Source organism: Alphaproteobacteria bacterium PA2 (genome assembly GCA_002256425.1).
In the GTDB taxonomy this organism is placed as follows: domain Bacteria; phylum Pseudomonadota; class Alphaproteobacteria; order Caulobacterales; family Caulobacteraceae; genus Phenylobacterium.
This window is the reverse complement of the sequence record NKIZ01000001.1, coordinates 1,987,001-2,001,674: the sequence shown is the minus strand read 5'-3', so window position 1 is coordinate 2,001,674 and position 14,674 is coordinate 1,987,001. Positions and strand designations below refer to the sequence as shown.

Annotated in this window: 14 protein-coding genes and 3 tRNA genes; 13 read left to right on the top strand and 4 right to left on the bottom strand. The window is 63.7% G+C overall.

Going from position 1 to position 14,674, the window contains the following annotated elements:
- Positions 1–290: 290 nt before the first annotated feature.
- From CFE28_09595 to CFE28_09540, 12 genes are all read left to right on the top strand, one after another.
- A complete protein-coding gene (locus CFE28_09595; protein OYU70222.1) occupies positions 291–611 on the top strand; it encodes a hypothetical protein in 321 nt (106 codons plus the stop codon).
- A gap of 115 nt (positions 612–726) precedes the next feature.
- Positions 727–1,947 (top strand): aminotransferase, encoded by a 1,221-nt coding sequence (locus CFE28_09590; protein ID OYU70221.1) that lies wholly within the window; start codon positions 727–729, stop codon positions 1,945–1,947.
- A complete protein-coding gene (locus tag CFE28_09585; protein ID OYU70220.1) occupies positions 1,944–3,233 on the top strand; it encodes a homoserine dehydrogenase in 1,290 nt (429 codons plus the stop codon). The genes CFE28_09590 and CFE28_09585 overlap by 4 nt, the downstream gene beginning before the upstream one ends.
- Before the next feature lie 50 nt (positions 3,234–3,283).
- Entirely contained in the window at positions 3,284–4,237 is a 954-nt protein-coding gene (gene glpX / locus CFE28_09580) for a fructose-bisphosphatase class II (GenBank protein OYU70219.1), read from the top strand.
- A gap of 4 nt (positions 4,238–4,241) precedes the next feature.
- Positions 4,242–6,038, top strand: coding sequence for a single-stranded-DNA-specific exonuclease RecJ (gene recJ / locus CFE28_09575; GenBank protein OYU70218.1), 1,797 nt, complete (start codon positions 4,242–4,244; stop codon positions 6,036–6,038).
- A gap of 101 nt (positions 6,039–6,139) precedes the next feature.
- Positions 6,140–6,214, top strand: a tRNA-Glu gene (locus CFE28_09570).
- Between the two features lie 152 nt (positions 6,215–6,366).
- Positions 6,367–7,002, top strand: a complete 636-nt coding sequence (locus tag CFE28_09565) for a DNA-binding protein (protein ID OYU70217.1) — start codon at positions 6,367–6,369, stop codon at positions 7,000–7,002.
- Between the two features lie 81 nt (positions 7,003–7,083).
- Complete coding sequence (locus CFE28_09560) at positions 7,084–7,863, top strand: glutamine cyclotransferase (GenBank protein OYU70216.1); 780 nt, start codon at positions 7,084–7,086, stop codon at positions 7,861–7,863.
- Positions 7,860–8,300 carry a hypothetical protein gene (locus CFE28_09555; protein OYU70215.1) on the top strand — a complete coding sequence of 147 codons (441 nt, stop codon included), beginning with the start codon at positions 7,860–7,862 and terminating at the stop codon, positions 8,298–8,300. Before CFE28_09560 ends, CFE28_09555 begins: the two co-directional genes overlap by 4 nt.
- 67 nt (positions 8,301–8,367) lie before the next feature.
- A tRNA-Pro gene (locus tag CFE28_09550) sits at positions 8,368–8,444 on the top strand.
- A gap of 32 nt (positions 8,445–8,476) precedes the next feature.
- Positions 8,477–8,782 carry an ETC complex I subunit gene (locus CFE28_09545; GenBank protein OYU70214.1) on the top strand — a complete coding sequence of 102 codons (306 nt, stop codon included), beginning with the start codon at positions 8,477–8,479 and terminating at the stop codon, positions 8,780–8,782.
- Positions 8,783–8,807: 25 nt separating this feature from the next.
- Positions 8,808–8,884: transfer RNA gene (locus tag CFE28_09540), tRNA-Arg, on the top strand.
- A gap of 61 nt (positions 8,885–8,945) precedes the next feature.
- On the opposite strand, the gene CFE28_09535 is transcribed toward CFE28_09540, so the two are convergent.
- Both CFE28_09535 and metC read right to left on the bottom strand, forming a co-directional pair.
- Entirely contained in the window at positions 8,946–10,352 is a 1,407-nt protein-coding gene (locus CFE28_09535; protein OYU70213.1) for an aldehyde dehydrogenase, read from the bottom strand.
- 55 nt (positions 10,353–10,407) lie between these two features.
- Complete coding sequence (metC, locus tag CFE28_09530; GenBank protein ID OYU70212.1) at positions 10,408–11,577, bottom strand: cystathionine beta-lyase; 1,170 nt, start codon at positions 11,575–11,577, stop codon at positions 10,408–10,410.
- Between the two features lie 84 nt (positions 11,578–11,661).
- Between metC and CFE28_09525 the strand changes: the two genes are divergently transcribed.
- Positions 11,662–12,762, top strand: coding sequence for an amino acid ABC transporter substrate-binding protein (locus CFE28_09525; protein ID OYU70211.1), 1,101 nt, complete (start codon positions 11,662–11,664; stop codon positions 12,760–12,762).
- Here CFE28_09525 and CFE28_09520 read toward each other — a convergent pair.
- Positions 12,759–13,604, bottom strand: coding sequence for a 3-mercaptopyruvate sulfurtransferase (locus tag CFE28_09520; GenBank protein ID OYU70210.1), 846 nt, complete (start codon positions 13,602–13,604; stop codon positions 12,759–12,761). The genes CFE28_09525 and CFE28_09520 overlap by 4 nt on opposite strands.
- Positions 13,595–14,593 (bottom strand): cysteine synthase A, encoded by a 999-nt coding sequence (locus CFE28_09515; protein ID OYU70209.1) that lies wholly within the window; start codon positions 14,591–14,593, stop codon positions 13,595–13,597. The genes CFE28_09520 and CFE28_09515 overlap by 10 nt, the downstream gene beginning before the upstream one ends.
- Positions 14,594–14,674 lie beyond the last annotated feature (81 nt).

Genomic DNA, 14,674 nt, shown 5'->3' with positions numbered 1-14,674 from the left:
GATTTCGGCTTGGCGGTCTTCGGCTTGGATTTGCTGGACTTCTCCGTCTTGGAGCCCGACTTCGCCGATTTGCCGTCTCGAGCAGACATGGTGGTTGTCCCTGGTTTGCAGCGGGCTTGTGGCTCTCGCTCTTTCTTCAGATGCAATCATGGCATAAGACCGGCCTTGATATGAACGCGTCCACTAGAATTTTCGCGAGTCGAGTCGAAGGCCGGGCGGCGGTCGTTGTCCTTTCATGCCTGCTGGCAGGCGCCTGTACGACGGTCGAAACGGCGTCTTCCGGAAATTCGATGGCCCCGGAGGTCGCAGCCATCAGCCGCGCGCCGCAGACCTATCCCAGTTTTTCCGACATTCCGGCTGCGCCAACCGACCTGCGCCCCGTCAGGGCCTGGGGCCAGGCAGCGCGAGCCACTCAGGCGGATCGCCTTGCGCTTGAGCAGGCGACGGCAGACTCCACTTGGACCCTGTCGGGGACCGAAGCCTTTGCAGCCCGGGCGATCGCCCAGGCCGGGCCGGTTCCCGCAAGCCTGATCTCAACAAGCGCGGCGACTGAAGCCTACGCCCGCGAACTCCGGAGGCGAGCTACGCCGCCCCCGCCGCCCAAGAGATAGGGGCCTGCGGGGGCTAAAAGCCTTGAACCCGCTTGGCGTTGGCCGGATCCACGGCTATGCCAGGCTCGACTTCAGCTCCCAATCGCCGCGGAGCCCGTGGCCCGAGCTTTAAAACATGACTCCTGAATTCCACCGTATCAAACGCCTCCCTCCCTACGTTCTGGAGGAGGTCAACCGCATCAAGGCGCGCCTGCGCGCCCAGGGCACCGACATCATCGACTTCGGCATGGGCAATCCCGACATGCCGACTCCCAAGCATATTGTCGCCAAGCTGATCGAAACCGCCCGCGATCCCAAGGCTGGCCGCTATTCCGCCTCCAAGGGTATCATTGGTCTGCGTCGCGCCATGGCGGGCTATTACGACCGCCGCTTCGGGGTGAAGCTGAACCCTGACACGGAAGTCATAGCCACGCTTGGCTCGAAGGAAGGCTTCGCCAATCTGGCCCAGGCCCTCACGGCGCCGGGCGATGTCATCCTGTGCCCGAATCCGGCCTATCCGATCCACGCCTATGGTTTCATCATGGCCGGGGGCGTCATCCGTCACCTGCCGGCGCCGTCGCCCGAAGCCTATCTGTCCGGCGTCAGCGCGGCCATGCGCCAGTCCAGCCCGGCGCCAAGCGTGCTGATCCTGTCCTATCCGTCCAATCCGACTGCCCAGTGCGTCGATGTGGACTTCTACAAGGACGCCGTGGCCCTGGCCAAGAAGCACGACCTGCTGGTCATTTCCGACATCGCCTATTCAGAGATCTATTTTGACGACAATCCGCCGCCTTCAATCCTTGAGGTTGACGGCGCCAAGGACATTGCCGTTGAGGTCAATTCCCTGTCCAAGACCTATGCCATGGCCGGCTGGCGGGTCGGCATGGTGGTCGGCAATGAGCGGATCTGCGCCGCCCTTGCCCGGGTGAAGTCCTATCTGGACTATGGCGCCTATACGCCGATCCAGGTGGCGGCTGCGACGGCGCTCAACGGTCCCCAAGACTGCGTCGAGGAAATCCGCGGTATCTACAAGAAGCGCCGCGACACGCTGATCACCACCATGAAGCGGGCAGGGTGGGACATTCCCTCGCCGCCAGCCTCCATGTTCGCCTGGGCGCCTGTTCCCGAGCCCTATCGCGAAGCTGGCGCCATGCTGTTCTCCAAGCTGCTGATTGAGGAGGCCGGCGTGGCCGTGGCGCCTGGCGTCGGGTTTGGCGAGTACGGAGAGGGCTTCGTCCGCGTCGGCCTTGTCGAGAACGAGCACCGGATCCGGCAGGCCGCCCGGAACGTCAAGAAGTTCCTCAGCAATGCGGACGAGATCCTCGGTCGGGCCCACAACTCCATGGCGAAGAAATGAGCAAGACCGACTGGCGTATTGGCATAGCTGGCCTCGGCACCGTTGGGGCCGGGCTCCTGACCTTCCTGGGGGAACGTCCGGGGTTTTCGCCAACCGGCGGCCAGGCGGTCGTGACCGGCGTCTCGGCCCGATCGCGGTCGCGGCCCAGGCCCTATGACATTTCGAACATGCCCTGGTTTGACGATCCCGTGGAACTGGCCAGGTCGCCGGACAACGACATCTTTGTCGAGCTGATCGGCGGGTCTGATGGTCCGGCCAAGGCGGCGGTCGAGGCCGCCCTGAACGCCGGCAAGCCTGTGGTGACAGCCAACAAGGCCCTGCTGGCCGAGCATGGGGCGGAACTGGCCCGCCTGGCGGAAGCCAAGGGTGTGCCCCTGTTGTTCGAAGCCGCCGTCATGGGCGGCGTGCCTGCGGTCAAGATCATGCGCGAAGCCATGGTCGGGGACGACATCCGCAGCGTGGCGGGCATTCTGAACGGCACCTGCAACTACATCCTGACGGAAATGGAAGCGACGGGCCGGGCCTTTGCGGACGTCCTCTCGGACGCCCAGCGGCTTGGCTATGCCGAAGCTGACCCGACCATGGATGTTGGCGGCTTTGATGCGGCCCACAAGATCACCTTGCTGGCCGCCCTGGCCTTCGGATGCGCGCCGAACTTCGCCGCCGCCGAGATCGAGGGCATTGACCAGATCGACCTGATGGACATCCGTCTGGCCAAGGACCTGGGCTACCGGGTCAAGCTTGTGGCGTCGGCGGAGCGGTCCGAGGATGGCGTCCTTGTCCGGGTGCATCCGTCCCTGGCGCCGATGTCTCACCCCCTGGCCCAGGCTGGAGGCGCCCTCAACGCGCTCTTCATCGAAGGTCAGCGGACCGGCCGTATCTACGTTCAGGGACCTGGCGCTGGGGCGGGCCCGACGGCAGCCGCCGTGGCGGCTGACATCGCCGATGTCATGACCCGTTCCGTGCGCCCTGTCTTCCAGAAGCCGGCCTCGGAACTGAAGCCCTTCACGCCCGTTGATCCCTCCAAGTCCATGGGGCGAGCCTATCTGCGGTTCATGGTCAAGGACGAGCCCGGCGTCATCGCCGCAGTGTCGGAAACCCTCGCCGAGGCTGGGGTTTCAATTGAAAGCTTCCTTCAGAAGCCTGTCGAGAAGGCTGACGGGGTTCCAATCGTATTGACTACACACGCCGTGGCCGAATCTGTGTTGATGGCCGCAATTGAGCGCATTGCTGATCTGCCGTCGGTCCTGGACAGGCCGCGACTTCTTCGCATAGCGCGTATCTGACAACCTGAACGACCTGTCGGCCCCGAGGTCGACCAAGGAAAGAGGCGCAAATGAGTTCTGAGAACCTGGACCGCGGACTGGTCCTTGACGCTGTCCGCGTCACCGAGATCGCCGCAATCGCCGCCTGGAGCATGGTGGGCCGGGGCGATGAGAAGGCTGCCGACCAAGCTGCCGTCGACGCCATGCGTACAGCACTCAACGACCTTGATGTGGATGGCGAGATCGTCATCGGCGAAGGCGAGCGGGACGAAGCGCCCATGCTGTTCATCGGCGAGAAGGTCGGCAAGGGCGGCCCCCGCAAGATCGACATCGCCCTCGACCCGCTCGAAGGCACGACCCTGACCGCCAAGGCCATGGCCAATGCCCTTGCCGTCATGGCCTGGGCGCCCAAGGGGACACTGTTGAATGCCCCGGACACCTATATGGACAAGATCGCCTGCGGCCCGGGCTATCCGGCGGGGATCATAGATCTGGACAAGGCTCCCAGCGAGAACGTCCGGGCTCTAGCGGCCGCCAAGGGCGTGGACCCCTCCGAAATCACGGTTTGCGTCATGGACCGGCCCAGACACGCCGAGATCATCGCTGACCTGCGCAGTGTCGGCGCCCGGGTCTATCTGATCACCGATGGCGACGTGGCTGGCGTGATGAACACGGCTGACCCTACCACGGGTGTTGACCTCTATGTGGGGCAGGGGGGCGCTCCAGAGGGCGTACTGGCCTGCGCCGCGCTCAAGTGCGTCGGCGGCCAGTTCCAGGGCCGCCTGGTCTTCCGCAACGCCGACGAGAAGGCCCGTGGCCAGCGGGTTGGCATTACGGATTTCGACCGCAAGTACGACCTGCATGAAATCGTCCGGGCCGACGCCATCTTCGCGGCTACCGGGGTTACCAATGGCGCCCTGCTGGACGGCGTGCGCTACGAAGGCGGCTTTGTTCACACCCACACCCTGGTGATGAACTCAGCCACGCGGACCGTGCGCGAAGTCCGGATGAAGCGTCCGGTCTGATCCCATGACCGATGGGGCGACGGGCTATCTCGGAGTCACCCGATCCCTGACCGGCCGGCTCTGGCGACAGAGACCGGCCGATGACTCGGTTGTTCGCCACCATCAGCTAAAGCTAGGCCTCTCGGAGATCCTGGCCCGGGCCCTTGCCGCCCGTGGCGTAACCGAGGACCTTGGCGAGACCTATCTCAATCCCACCCTCAAGGCCCTGTTCCCGGATCCGTCCAGCTTCATGGATATGGACCGGGCCGCTGAAATCCTGGTGGAGGCCGTGGTCCGCGACCGCCCCATGGTGGTCTTTGCCGACTATGACGTAGACGGTGCCTCCAGCGCCGCCCAGCTGGTCCGCTGGATGCGCGCCATGGGCAAGACCCTGCCCATCTATGTGCCGGACCGGATCACCGAGGGGTATGGCCCCAGCCCGCCCGCCTTCCGCCGCCTGAAGGCTGAAGGCGCGGAACTGGTCATTACCGTGGACTGTGGGGCAGCAGCCCAGGACGCGATCGCCTACGCCGTTGAGATCGGCCTGGAGGTCGTGGTCATTGACCACCACCTGATGCGCGGCGACGAGGTGCCTCCGGCCTCAGCCCTGGTCAATCCCAACCGGCCGGGCGACCAGTCCGGGCAGGGCAATCTTGCCGCAGCAGGCGTGACCTTCGTCCTGCTGGCCGCACTCAACCGGGAGGCCCGCAGGCGAGGCCTGTTCGACGGCAAGACCGAACCTGACCTGCGGACCTGGCTGGACCTGGCGGCCATGGGAGCGGTCTGCGACGTCACCGAACTGACCGGCTTCAACAGGGCTCTGACAACCCAGGGTCTGAAGGTCATGTCCAGTTGGGGCAATATCGGGCTCAAGGCCCTGCTTGATGTGGCCAAATCCCAGGGGCCAGCGACAACCTTCCATGCTGGCTTTGTTCTGGGCCCACGGATCAATGCCGGGGGCCGGATCGGTCGTGCCGACCTGGGCGCGCGGCTTCTCTCGACGGAGGATCCATCGGAGGCTGCGGATCTGGCGGCTGAACTGGACGCCCTCAACGCCTCCCGCAAGGATGTGGAGCGCGAAGTTCTGGACGCCGCTGTCGCCCGCATAGAGACCGAGAGCAATTTCGGCGAAGCGCCCATGATCATGGTCTCTGGTGACGACTGGCATCCTGGGGTGATCGGTATTGTCGCGGGCAGGCTGCGGGAGCGTTACCGGAAGCCGGTCATCGTCATCGGCGTCGATCGCGCCGCTGACGTCGGGAAGGGCTCAGGACGGTCCCAGCCTGGCGTCAATCTGGGCAGGGCGGTCCAGGCGGCCTACGATGCCGGCCTGTTGATGGCCGGCGGCGGCCACGCCATGGCTGCGGGATTGAGCGTCAGGCCCGCCAGCATTCCCGAACTGCGGGAGTTTCTCTGCCACCATGTGGCCGATGAGAGCGAGATTGCGACAGCGGCGGATGCCCTCGAGGTGGACGCTCTGATTACGTCCCGCGGCGCCGACCGGCCACTCTATAATTCCTTCCAGCGAATGGCGCCCTTTGGCCCCGGAAATCCTGAACCCCTGTTCGCCATGGCTGATGTCCGGGTTGAGCGGCCCATGGCCTTGAGGGGCGGGCATGTTCGGGTGACCCTCACCGACAGCTCTGGCGGCAAGCTGAAGGCCATGGCCTGGCGCGCTGAAGACACCGAACTCGGGCGGACGCTTCTGGGCGCCGCAAACGCCCTGCATGTGGTGGGTAAGCTCAAGCCCGATGACTGGCAGGGCAGGCAGGGCGTGGAGCTGGAGATCGAGGATGTCGCTGATCCTCGCCGGGTAGGCTAGGGGGCGGTGGCGGCTGCTGCAGTAACTTAGGTGAAAAAGGATGCTTCGCCTGACTTGCACACCCCCCGGAACGCGGATATAGACCCCGCTCTCGCGTCTGCGGTCCCTTCGTCTATCGGTTAGGACGCCAGGTTTTCAACCTGGAGAGAGGGGTTCGACTCCCCTAGGGACTGCCATCGCGCCTCCGGAAAATCACCAAATACCGCCCATTTGGGCTAAAAACGCCTGGGCGTGACCAAAACCCCCATTGACGGTTCTCCTTTCAGGGGAACAGAGTTGTTAACGGCATGTTCCGACGGGTTCGGGGGAGAGCACGCCAGAGGGGCAAATGGCTGGTTACGACTACGAGGACTCTGGCCAGGACGAATCTTCCGTCCGCGTAAGCGGTCGGATCAAATGGTTCGACGCGGGCAAAGGATATGGTTTCATCGTCCCGGATGATCCCAGCCGCACGGGCATGAAGGACGTCCTGCTGCACGTCACATCCTTGAGGAACGCCGGATATGAAGCCGCGCCTGAGGGCGCCCTCATCAATTGCGATGTCGTCCAGAGGCCGAAGGGCTGGCAGGTCTCCGAAGTGCTGAACCTGGATGAAAGCACGGCAACCCCCTTGCCGGAGCGTCGGCAGGACGCCGGAGGTCGGGGCTTCCAGCGGGATTATGACCGTCCGGATCGCGGGCACGATCGCCACAGCAATCGCCCAGCCTATGCGCCAAGGGGCCATATCGGCCCTGCACCGGCCCGTGGGCCCCTGGAACGGGCAAAGGTCAAATGGTTCAACCGCACCAAGGGATACGGCTTTGTTGTCCGGGACGGAGAGCCTGGCGACATCTTCATTCACATAGAGACACTGCGTCGTGCCGGGGTGGAAGACCTGCAGCCCGGCGATGACATCATGGTCAGGTTCTCCGACGGTCCCAAAGGACTGGTCGTGGCCGACATGGAAGCGATCGGTCAGGGCTGACCTGCCGAGAGGGCCTCCCGCAGGCGCGGTATTCAATCCTTCGGGATTGTGGTGAGATGCCAGCTCTCTGGTCTGGAAGGATTGGTCGTGCGCGCAACGCCATTGGCTCTGCTGATCTCAATTTTCCTGGCGTCAGCAGGGTTTGCGGCTGTTCCTGTAGGCGGCTACGGGATCCAGAAGGTTTTTCCCCACGACACGGGCGCCTTCACCGAAGGGCTGCTCTACCTCCAGGGCGACCTTATCGAAAGCACCGGCCGTGTGGGCGCCTCCGAAGTGCGGCGGGTGCGGCTGAAGGATGGCGCAATCCTGAAGTCCGGCAAGGCGCCTGCAGCTGTTTTCGGGGAAGGGGTCGTGAACTGGGGGGACCGTCTCTACAGCCTGACCTGGCAGGATGAGATCGGTTTCGTCTGGGACCTGAAAACGCTCAAACGCCTCTCAAGTTTCCGGTATTCCGGGGAAGGCTGGGCCCTGACCCAGAATGGCCGACACCTGATCATGAGCGACGGGACCGCCACACTCAAATTCCTGGACCCGAAGACCTTGAAGGTCGTGCGGCGGCTTCAGGTAACGGCGTACGGCAAGCCGGTGCTGAACCTGAATGAGCTTGAATGGGTCAAGGGCGAGATCTTCGCCAACGTCTGGATGACCAATCAGATCGCAAGAATCGATCCGGCCACAGGCAAGGTGCGCGCCTGGCTTGACCTCACAGGCCTTCCCGAAACCCTTCAGCACTCAGATCCCGACGCCGTACTCAACGGGATCGCCTACGACTCAGCCCAGGATCGGCTGTTCGTCACAGGAAAGATGTGGCCTCACATCTACCAGATCTCACTCAAGCCCCCGAAAGACCCCGGAAAATGAGCACTGAAGGCGGCGCGCCCGAAATTCCTACCCCGCCGCCCGGATTCAGGATGATGGAGGGCAGGGGGCATTTCTCGAGTCATAACGGCCCCTACTTCTATCAGGAGGGCCGGGAGAAGGGCGCCGGTCAGGCCTTTTTCGCCCTGGATCGGCACGCCAATGGCCTGGGCCTGGTGCACGGCGGTATGCTGACAGCCTTCATGGATGGCCTGCTGGCGGCGGCGGTATTCCGCGAAACCCGCAAGATCAGCGTCACCATCCACCTGTCTGTCGACTTCCTGCATATGGCTAGGGTAGGCGAGTGGGTGTTCGGAGAGAGCCATGTCACCCGCGCGACCCGTGATGTCGCCTTTGTGGAAGGTCGGGCCTATGTGGGCCGGCATGATGTGGTGCGCGCATCCGGCGTCTTCAAACTCATGCAAAAGCGACCTGAATAGCCAGACAGTAAGGCGGCGCATTGCGGGATGGGTCAAACCTCTATATCGCAACCGCTGACCGTGGTCTCGGGGTGTAGCGCAGCCTGGTAGCGCATCTGGTTTGGGACCAGAGGGTCGCAGGTTCGAATCCTGCCGCCCCGACCACGTCACTGAGTTGAGAGCCGACGAGGAAAGCCATGCTCGCGCGAATCTACCAACCCGCAAAGACGGCGATGCAGTCGGGCAAGGGCAAGAGCAAGTCCTGGGTTCTGGAATTCGCTCCGGGCTCCGCCCGTCGCGCCGACGCCCTCATGGGCTGGACCCAGACCACCGATATGGATGGTCAGGTGAGACTGAGTTTCGAAACCAAGGACGAGGCCGTCGCCTATGCTGACCGCCACGCCATTCCGTTCCAGGTCTTCGATCCCAAGCCGGCGCGGAAGATCATCAAGGCCTATGCCGACAATTTCGCCTTTGGGCGTAAGCAGCCCTGGACCCACTAGGGCCCAGCCTGGACACCAAACCCAAGTGCCCGTAGCTCAACTGGATAGAGCACCTGCCTTCTAAGCAGGGGGTTGCAGGTTCGAGCCCTGCCGGGCGCGCCACTTTTCTGGCATTGCAGCGCGCCGTGGCGGCGAGCGGAGCTTCCTCCGCCCGCCTCGCAAGCTAGGCCTTGGCCATATTGATCACATGCATCTGGGTGAATTCGGCCAGACCTTCTTCGCCGAGCTCGTTGCCGATGCCTGACAGCTTTGCGCCTCCGAAGGGGATGTTCGGGGCCAGTTCAGCGTGTTTGTTGATCCAGACCGTTCCGGTGTCCATCCGTCCGGCCAGGTCCATGGCTGCGTCCAGGTCCCTGGACCAGATGGAGCCGCCCAGGCCATATGAAGACGCATTGGCCCGGGAGAGAGCGTCTTCACCGTCCTTGATCTTGATGACCGGCAGGACGGGCCCGAACTGCTCTTCATCCACCAGGCGTGATCCGTCGGTGATGTCCCGGACAATGGTCGGCTTGATGAAATAGCCCTTGCCGTCGGCCCGGCCGCCACCGGCGATGATCTTGCCATCGGCCTTGGCGTCCTCGATGAGGCCCAGCACCTTTTCGAACTGGGTCTTGTTCTGCAACGGGCCGAGCGTCACGCCCTGCTGCAGGCCATCCCCCATCACTGCGGCGTCAGCCAACCTGGCCAGCTCGTCGCACATGGCGTCGTAAATGCTCTCGTGGACATAGGCCCGCTTGATGGCGATGCAGACCTGGCCGGAGTTCTGGAAGGCCCCGGCGAAGATCTTGGGCGCCGTCTCCTTGGGGTCGTTGCCCTCTAGGACGATGGCGGCGTCATTGCCGCCGAGTTCCAGGGTGATGCGCTTGAGGGCTTCCGCAGCGCCGGCCATGACCTTCTTGCCGGTCTCGGTGGAGCCAGTGAAGGAGACCTTGCGGATATCGGGATGAGAGGTGATGGCCGCGCCCAGATCGTTGGCGTCGGAAATCACGTTGAGGACGCCCGGAGGCAGCAGGTCCTTGACCAGCTCAGCGATCCGCAGGGTCGAAAGCGGCGTAGTTGCTGCCGGCTTCAGGATCACCGTATTGCCGGCGAGGATGGCGGCGGGAACCTTGAAGGCCATCAGGATCAGGGGGAAATTCCACGGCACGATGGCGGCCACTACGCCCAGCGGGCGACGGCGGGACACGACCTTTCGTGTGGCCGAGTCTTCCACGACCTTTTCCGGCAGATCGAGGGTTGAGAAGTAACGGAAGAAGGCGGCGCAGCCATAGACTTCCCCGGTGGCGTCGCCGATGGGCTTGCCCTGTTCCTGGGTCAGAAGGCGGGCCAGGTTTGGCGCATCGCCCTGGATGGCGTCTGCCATGGCGAGAAGGGCCTTTCGCCGCACGTCCAATGGCGTGGCGCTCCAGGCCGGGAAGGCCCGCTTTGCAGCGGCGACCGCCTTGTCCAGCTGGGCCATCGAGGCGCGCGGGCAGGCAGACAGCACCTCTTCATTGGCCGGATTGATCACGGACATTTCGGAGTCACCGGCTTCCAGCTTGCCGTCGATCAGTAGGTGAAAGGGTCCCAAGGTCGTCTCCCGATTGGATTGGTTTGTTCTGAGTTGGTGGTCAGTATGCCGGAGATCAAGCCGCGCTGTGCAGGGCGGCAAATCCAGCTTCAAGATCGGCGATCAGGTCATCAGGATCCTCAAGGCCGATATGCAGGCGCACCAGGGGCCCGCCATAGGATTTCAGGAAGGATCTTGGCCCCAGCTGCTCGTCACAGGAGATGGCAAGGCTCTCGAACCCGCCCCAGGAAAACCCGAGGCCGAAGACTTTCATGCCGTCCAGGAAGGCTTCGACGGCCTTGCCGGAAACCGGTTTGAGCACGAAGCCGAAGAGGCCGCACGCCCCGGTGAAATCCCGCTCCCAGAGATCATGCCCCGGGGCGCCGGGGAGGGCCGGGTGCAGGATCTGCGCAACTTCAGGCCTTTGCGCCAACCACCCGGCGATATGGCGCCCAGAGGCGTCATGCCTGGCCATGCGGGTCGCCAGGGTCCGGAGACCGCGCAGCATCTGGTAGGCGTCCTCGGGCGAGACGGCCCAACCGAGGTTCAACACCCCGTCGCTGAGAAGCCGGGCGATCTCCGGTGACGAGGCGGCGGCCGATCCCATGAAGACATCAGAATGCCCACCAACGTATTTGGTCAGGGCCTGCACGGAGATGTCGATGCCGTGGTCCAGAGGCTTGTAGTAGAGGCCAGCACCCCAGGTGTTGTCGGCCATGGTCAGTATGCCGCGGGCCTTGGCCAGGGCGGCGACCGCCGTCATGTCCTGCATTTCGAAGCTCAGGGAGCCAGGACTTTCCATGACGATCAGGCGGACATTTGGCCCGGCGCTGCGGACAAGGTCCTCGGGCGATTGGCCCGGGTCGAAATACCTCGTCGTCATCCCGTACCTGGCCAGAACCCTGTCACAGAACCGCCGGGTCGGCTTGTAGATGTTGTCGCTGACCAGGACTTCATCGCCAGCGCCAAGGACGGCCAGCATGGCCCCTGTCACCGCAGCTACGCCGGAGGGATAGAGTTCGACGCCTGTGGCGTTTTCCAGGGTGCGCAGCCCCTCCTTGAGCGCCTCATGGGCGGCAAGGCCCTGGCGTCCATAAGTGATGAAGGCGTCATCGTCGTAGAGGGCCGCCGCGTTCGGCAGAAGAACAGTCGAGCCCTTCTGGATCATGGGTGCGACGGTCACCGGTGTCGGTTTACCGGTGTCAGGATGAAGGCCGGAGTGGATCAGTCGCGTTTCTTCAGCCATGCCGCTTGACGGGTCGCAATAAACACGGGCGAAACTGCCCACGACACTTAGAGCCTCGCAGGGGCCGGGATCAAGGAGGCAAACATGAGCCGGCTGGCCGTTCTGCTCGCGGGAATCACCCTGGTGCTGGCAGGTTGCGACAGGATCTCTGCCGGGAATGGCCCCTCTGAAACCCTCGCCGATACCAAACCGGCCTCCAGTCTCGAGAATGGAAAGGCCAGATCAAGCCCGACCCTGACCGCAGTCCGTAAGCGGGGCTATCTCGTCTGCGGGGTGAATCCCGGTCTGGCTGGCTTCGCCTATCCTGACACCCAGGGGCATTGGCGCGGATTTGATGTCGACTTCTGTCGCGCCATTGCGGCGGCGACCCTTGGCGACGCGAAGGCCGTTCGGTTTCTTCCGGTCTCGGTCGAAAGGCGGTTCCCGGCGCTGGCGTCCGGCCAGATAGATGTTCTGGCCCGCAACACCTCATGGACCATGGAGCGGGACGGCGGTCTGGGCTTCGACTTCCCGGCAGCGACCTACTATGACGGTCAGGGCTTTCTGGTGGCCAAAGCCCTCAACCTGACCAGCGCAGGAGAATTGAACCAGGCGCGGATCTGCGTTCAGGCGGGGACAGCGAGCCAGGCCAACCTGGCCGACTGGTTCCGGGCGCGCGGCCTGACCTACCGCGAGGTGCTTGTCGCCGACGACGCCGCCGCCCGGGCGAAGTATCAGGCGGACGGGTGCGACGCCTTCACTGCAGACGTTTCGGCCCTGGCCTCGTCCCGGTCGATCATGAACAATCCGGCGGCCTATGTGATCCTGCCGGACGTGATTTCCAAGGAGGCCCTTGGTCCCGTGGTGCGCCAATCAGATCCGGTCTGGACGGATATTGTGCGGTGGACGGTCTTCGCCACCATGATCGCAGAAGAGCTCAAGGTGACGCAGAAGACTGCCGCAGACCTGGCGGTCAACAGCCCCGATCCAAGGATCAGGCGGCTGCTGGGTAAGGAGGGCGGCTTCGGCGTCCCGCTCAATCTGAAGCCTGACTGGGCGTTGAAGGTGATTGCCCAGGTCGGCGCCTATGACGAGATCTTCAATCGCAATGTCGGCGACGGATCTGACCTCAAGCTCGGCCGCGGGATCAATGCCCTGTGGAATGCCCAGGAGCCGGGCATCCTGTACGCACCGCCGATCCGCTAGGCGCCGGTGACCACCGGCATGTCTGCAAGGCCGCCCCACTCGGTCCAGGATCCATCATAGACCGCGGCTTCCCGTCCCAGCCGGGCGAGGGCGAGGGCTATGACCGATGCCGTCACCCCGGACCCGCATGTGGTGATGATCGGGGCATCCAGATTGACGCCCGCCGCAGCAAAGACTTCCATCAGAGCTTCCGGTGACTTCATGGCGCCGTCCGGATTGAGCAGGGTGTCGAACGGCGTATTCTTCGCGCCCGGCATATGTCCTGATCGGAGGCCCGCGCGGGGCTCTGACGCTTCTCCACGGAAACGGGCGGCCGCACGGGCGTCAACCACCTGCTCCGCGCCTGACCCGAGCGCTGCAAGCACCTCGCCGGAATTACGGACCAGATCTGGTCTGAAAGCGGGAGCAACCGAGACGCTCTTCGGAGACGCCGGACCGGCTTCCACAGGGCGTCCCTCGGCCAGCCAGACCTTCAGGCCGCCATCCAGGACATGGACCTTTTCAAATCCCATGGCCCGTAGCGACCACCAGACCCTTGCCGCGGCGCGGATTCCAAAGGTGTCATAGACAACCAGTGTCGCATCACGACCAAGCCCCAGTTCGCCAACTGCGCCAGCGAAGGCGGTCGGTGTCGGCAGCATGTGGGGCAGGTCGACCGTCCTGTCGGCAATGGAGTCAATGTCGAAGAAGACGGCGCCTGGAATGTGTCTCTCCAGGAACTCAGCCTGGCCGGACCGGGCTTCAGCCGGCATCCACCAGCTTGCATCAACAACCCTCAGGTTCGGGTCGCCAAGACGTTCGGCAAGCCAGGCTGTGGAAACAAGGGGTCCGGTCATAGCCATGGCGGGGTGGGAAGACCCCGCTCCCTCAGGAATTCGGGGTTGAAGATCTTGCTCTGATACCTGGCGCCCTGGTCGCAGAGGATGGTGACAATGGTGTGGCCGGGACCGAGATCCTTCGCCAGACGGATGGCGCCGGCAACATTCACGCCGGTGGAGCCGCCCATGACCAGACCTTCATGCTCCATGAGGTCATATATGGCGTGCAGCATTTCGACGTCGTCGATCTGGTAGGGTCTGTCGATCGCCAGACCTTCCAGATTGGCGGTGATCCTGCCCTGGCCGATACCTTCGCTGATCGAGCCGCCTTCAGACTTCAGTTCGCCGTGGGCGTAGTAGTGGAAGAGCGCCGCCCCCATGGGGTCTGCAAGGCCGATCTGAACCTTTGGACTGCGAGCGCGAAGCGCCTGGGCGACCCCCGCCAGCGTCCCGCCTGACCCCACAGCGCAGATGAAGCCGTCAACCTTACCCTCGGTCTGATCCCAGATCTCGGGGCCTGTGGTCTCCACATGGGCCAGTCTGTTTGCGACATTGTCGAACTGGTTCGCCCAGATGGCGCCCCCCGGTTCCTTTTCGTTCAACTCTGCCGCGAGACGCCCCGAATACCGGACATAGTTGTCAGGGTTGGAGTAGGGCAGGGCGTCGACCTCCACCAGGTCCGCTCCGAGAAGCCGGATGGCGTCCTTCTTCTCCTGGCTCTGGGTGCGGGGAATGACGATGGTGGTCTTGTAGCCAAGGGCCTTGGCGACCATGGCCAGGCCAATTCCGGTATTCCCGGCGGTGCCTTCCACGATCCGGCCGCCCGGGCGCAGCAGGCCCCGCTTTTCGGCATCGCGGACGATATAGAGGGCGGCGCGGTCCTTGACCGAGGCGCCGGGATTCATGAACTCGGCCTTGCCCAGTATCTCACAACCGGTCGCCTCGCTGGCGTGGTTGAGACGGATGAGCGGGGTGGAGCCAATGGCCTCCAGGACATTGCGAGCGATTGTCATGAGGTTTTATCTAGGGCCTCCGTTGACGCTCGAACAGGGGGGCGCCGGGACTAAGGCCTTTCTCCTGTGAATTCCGACTTG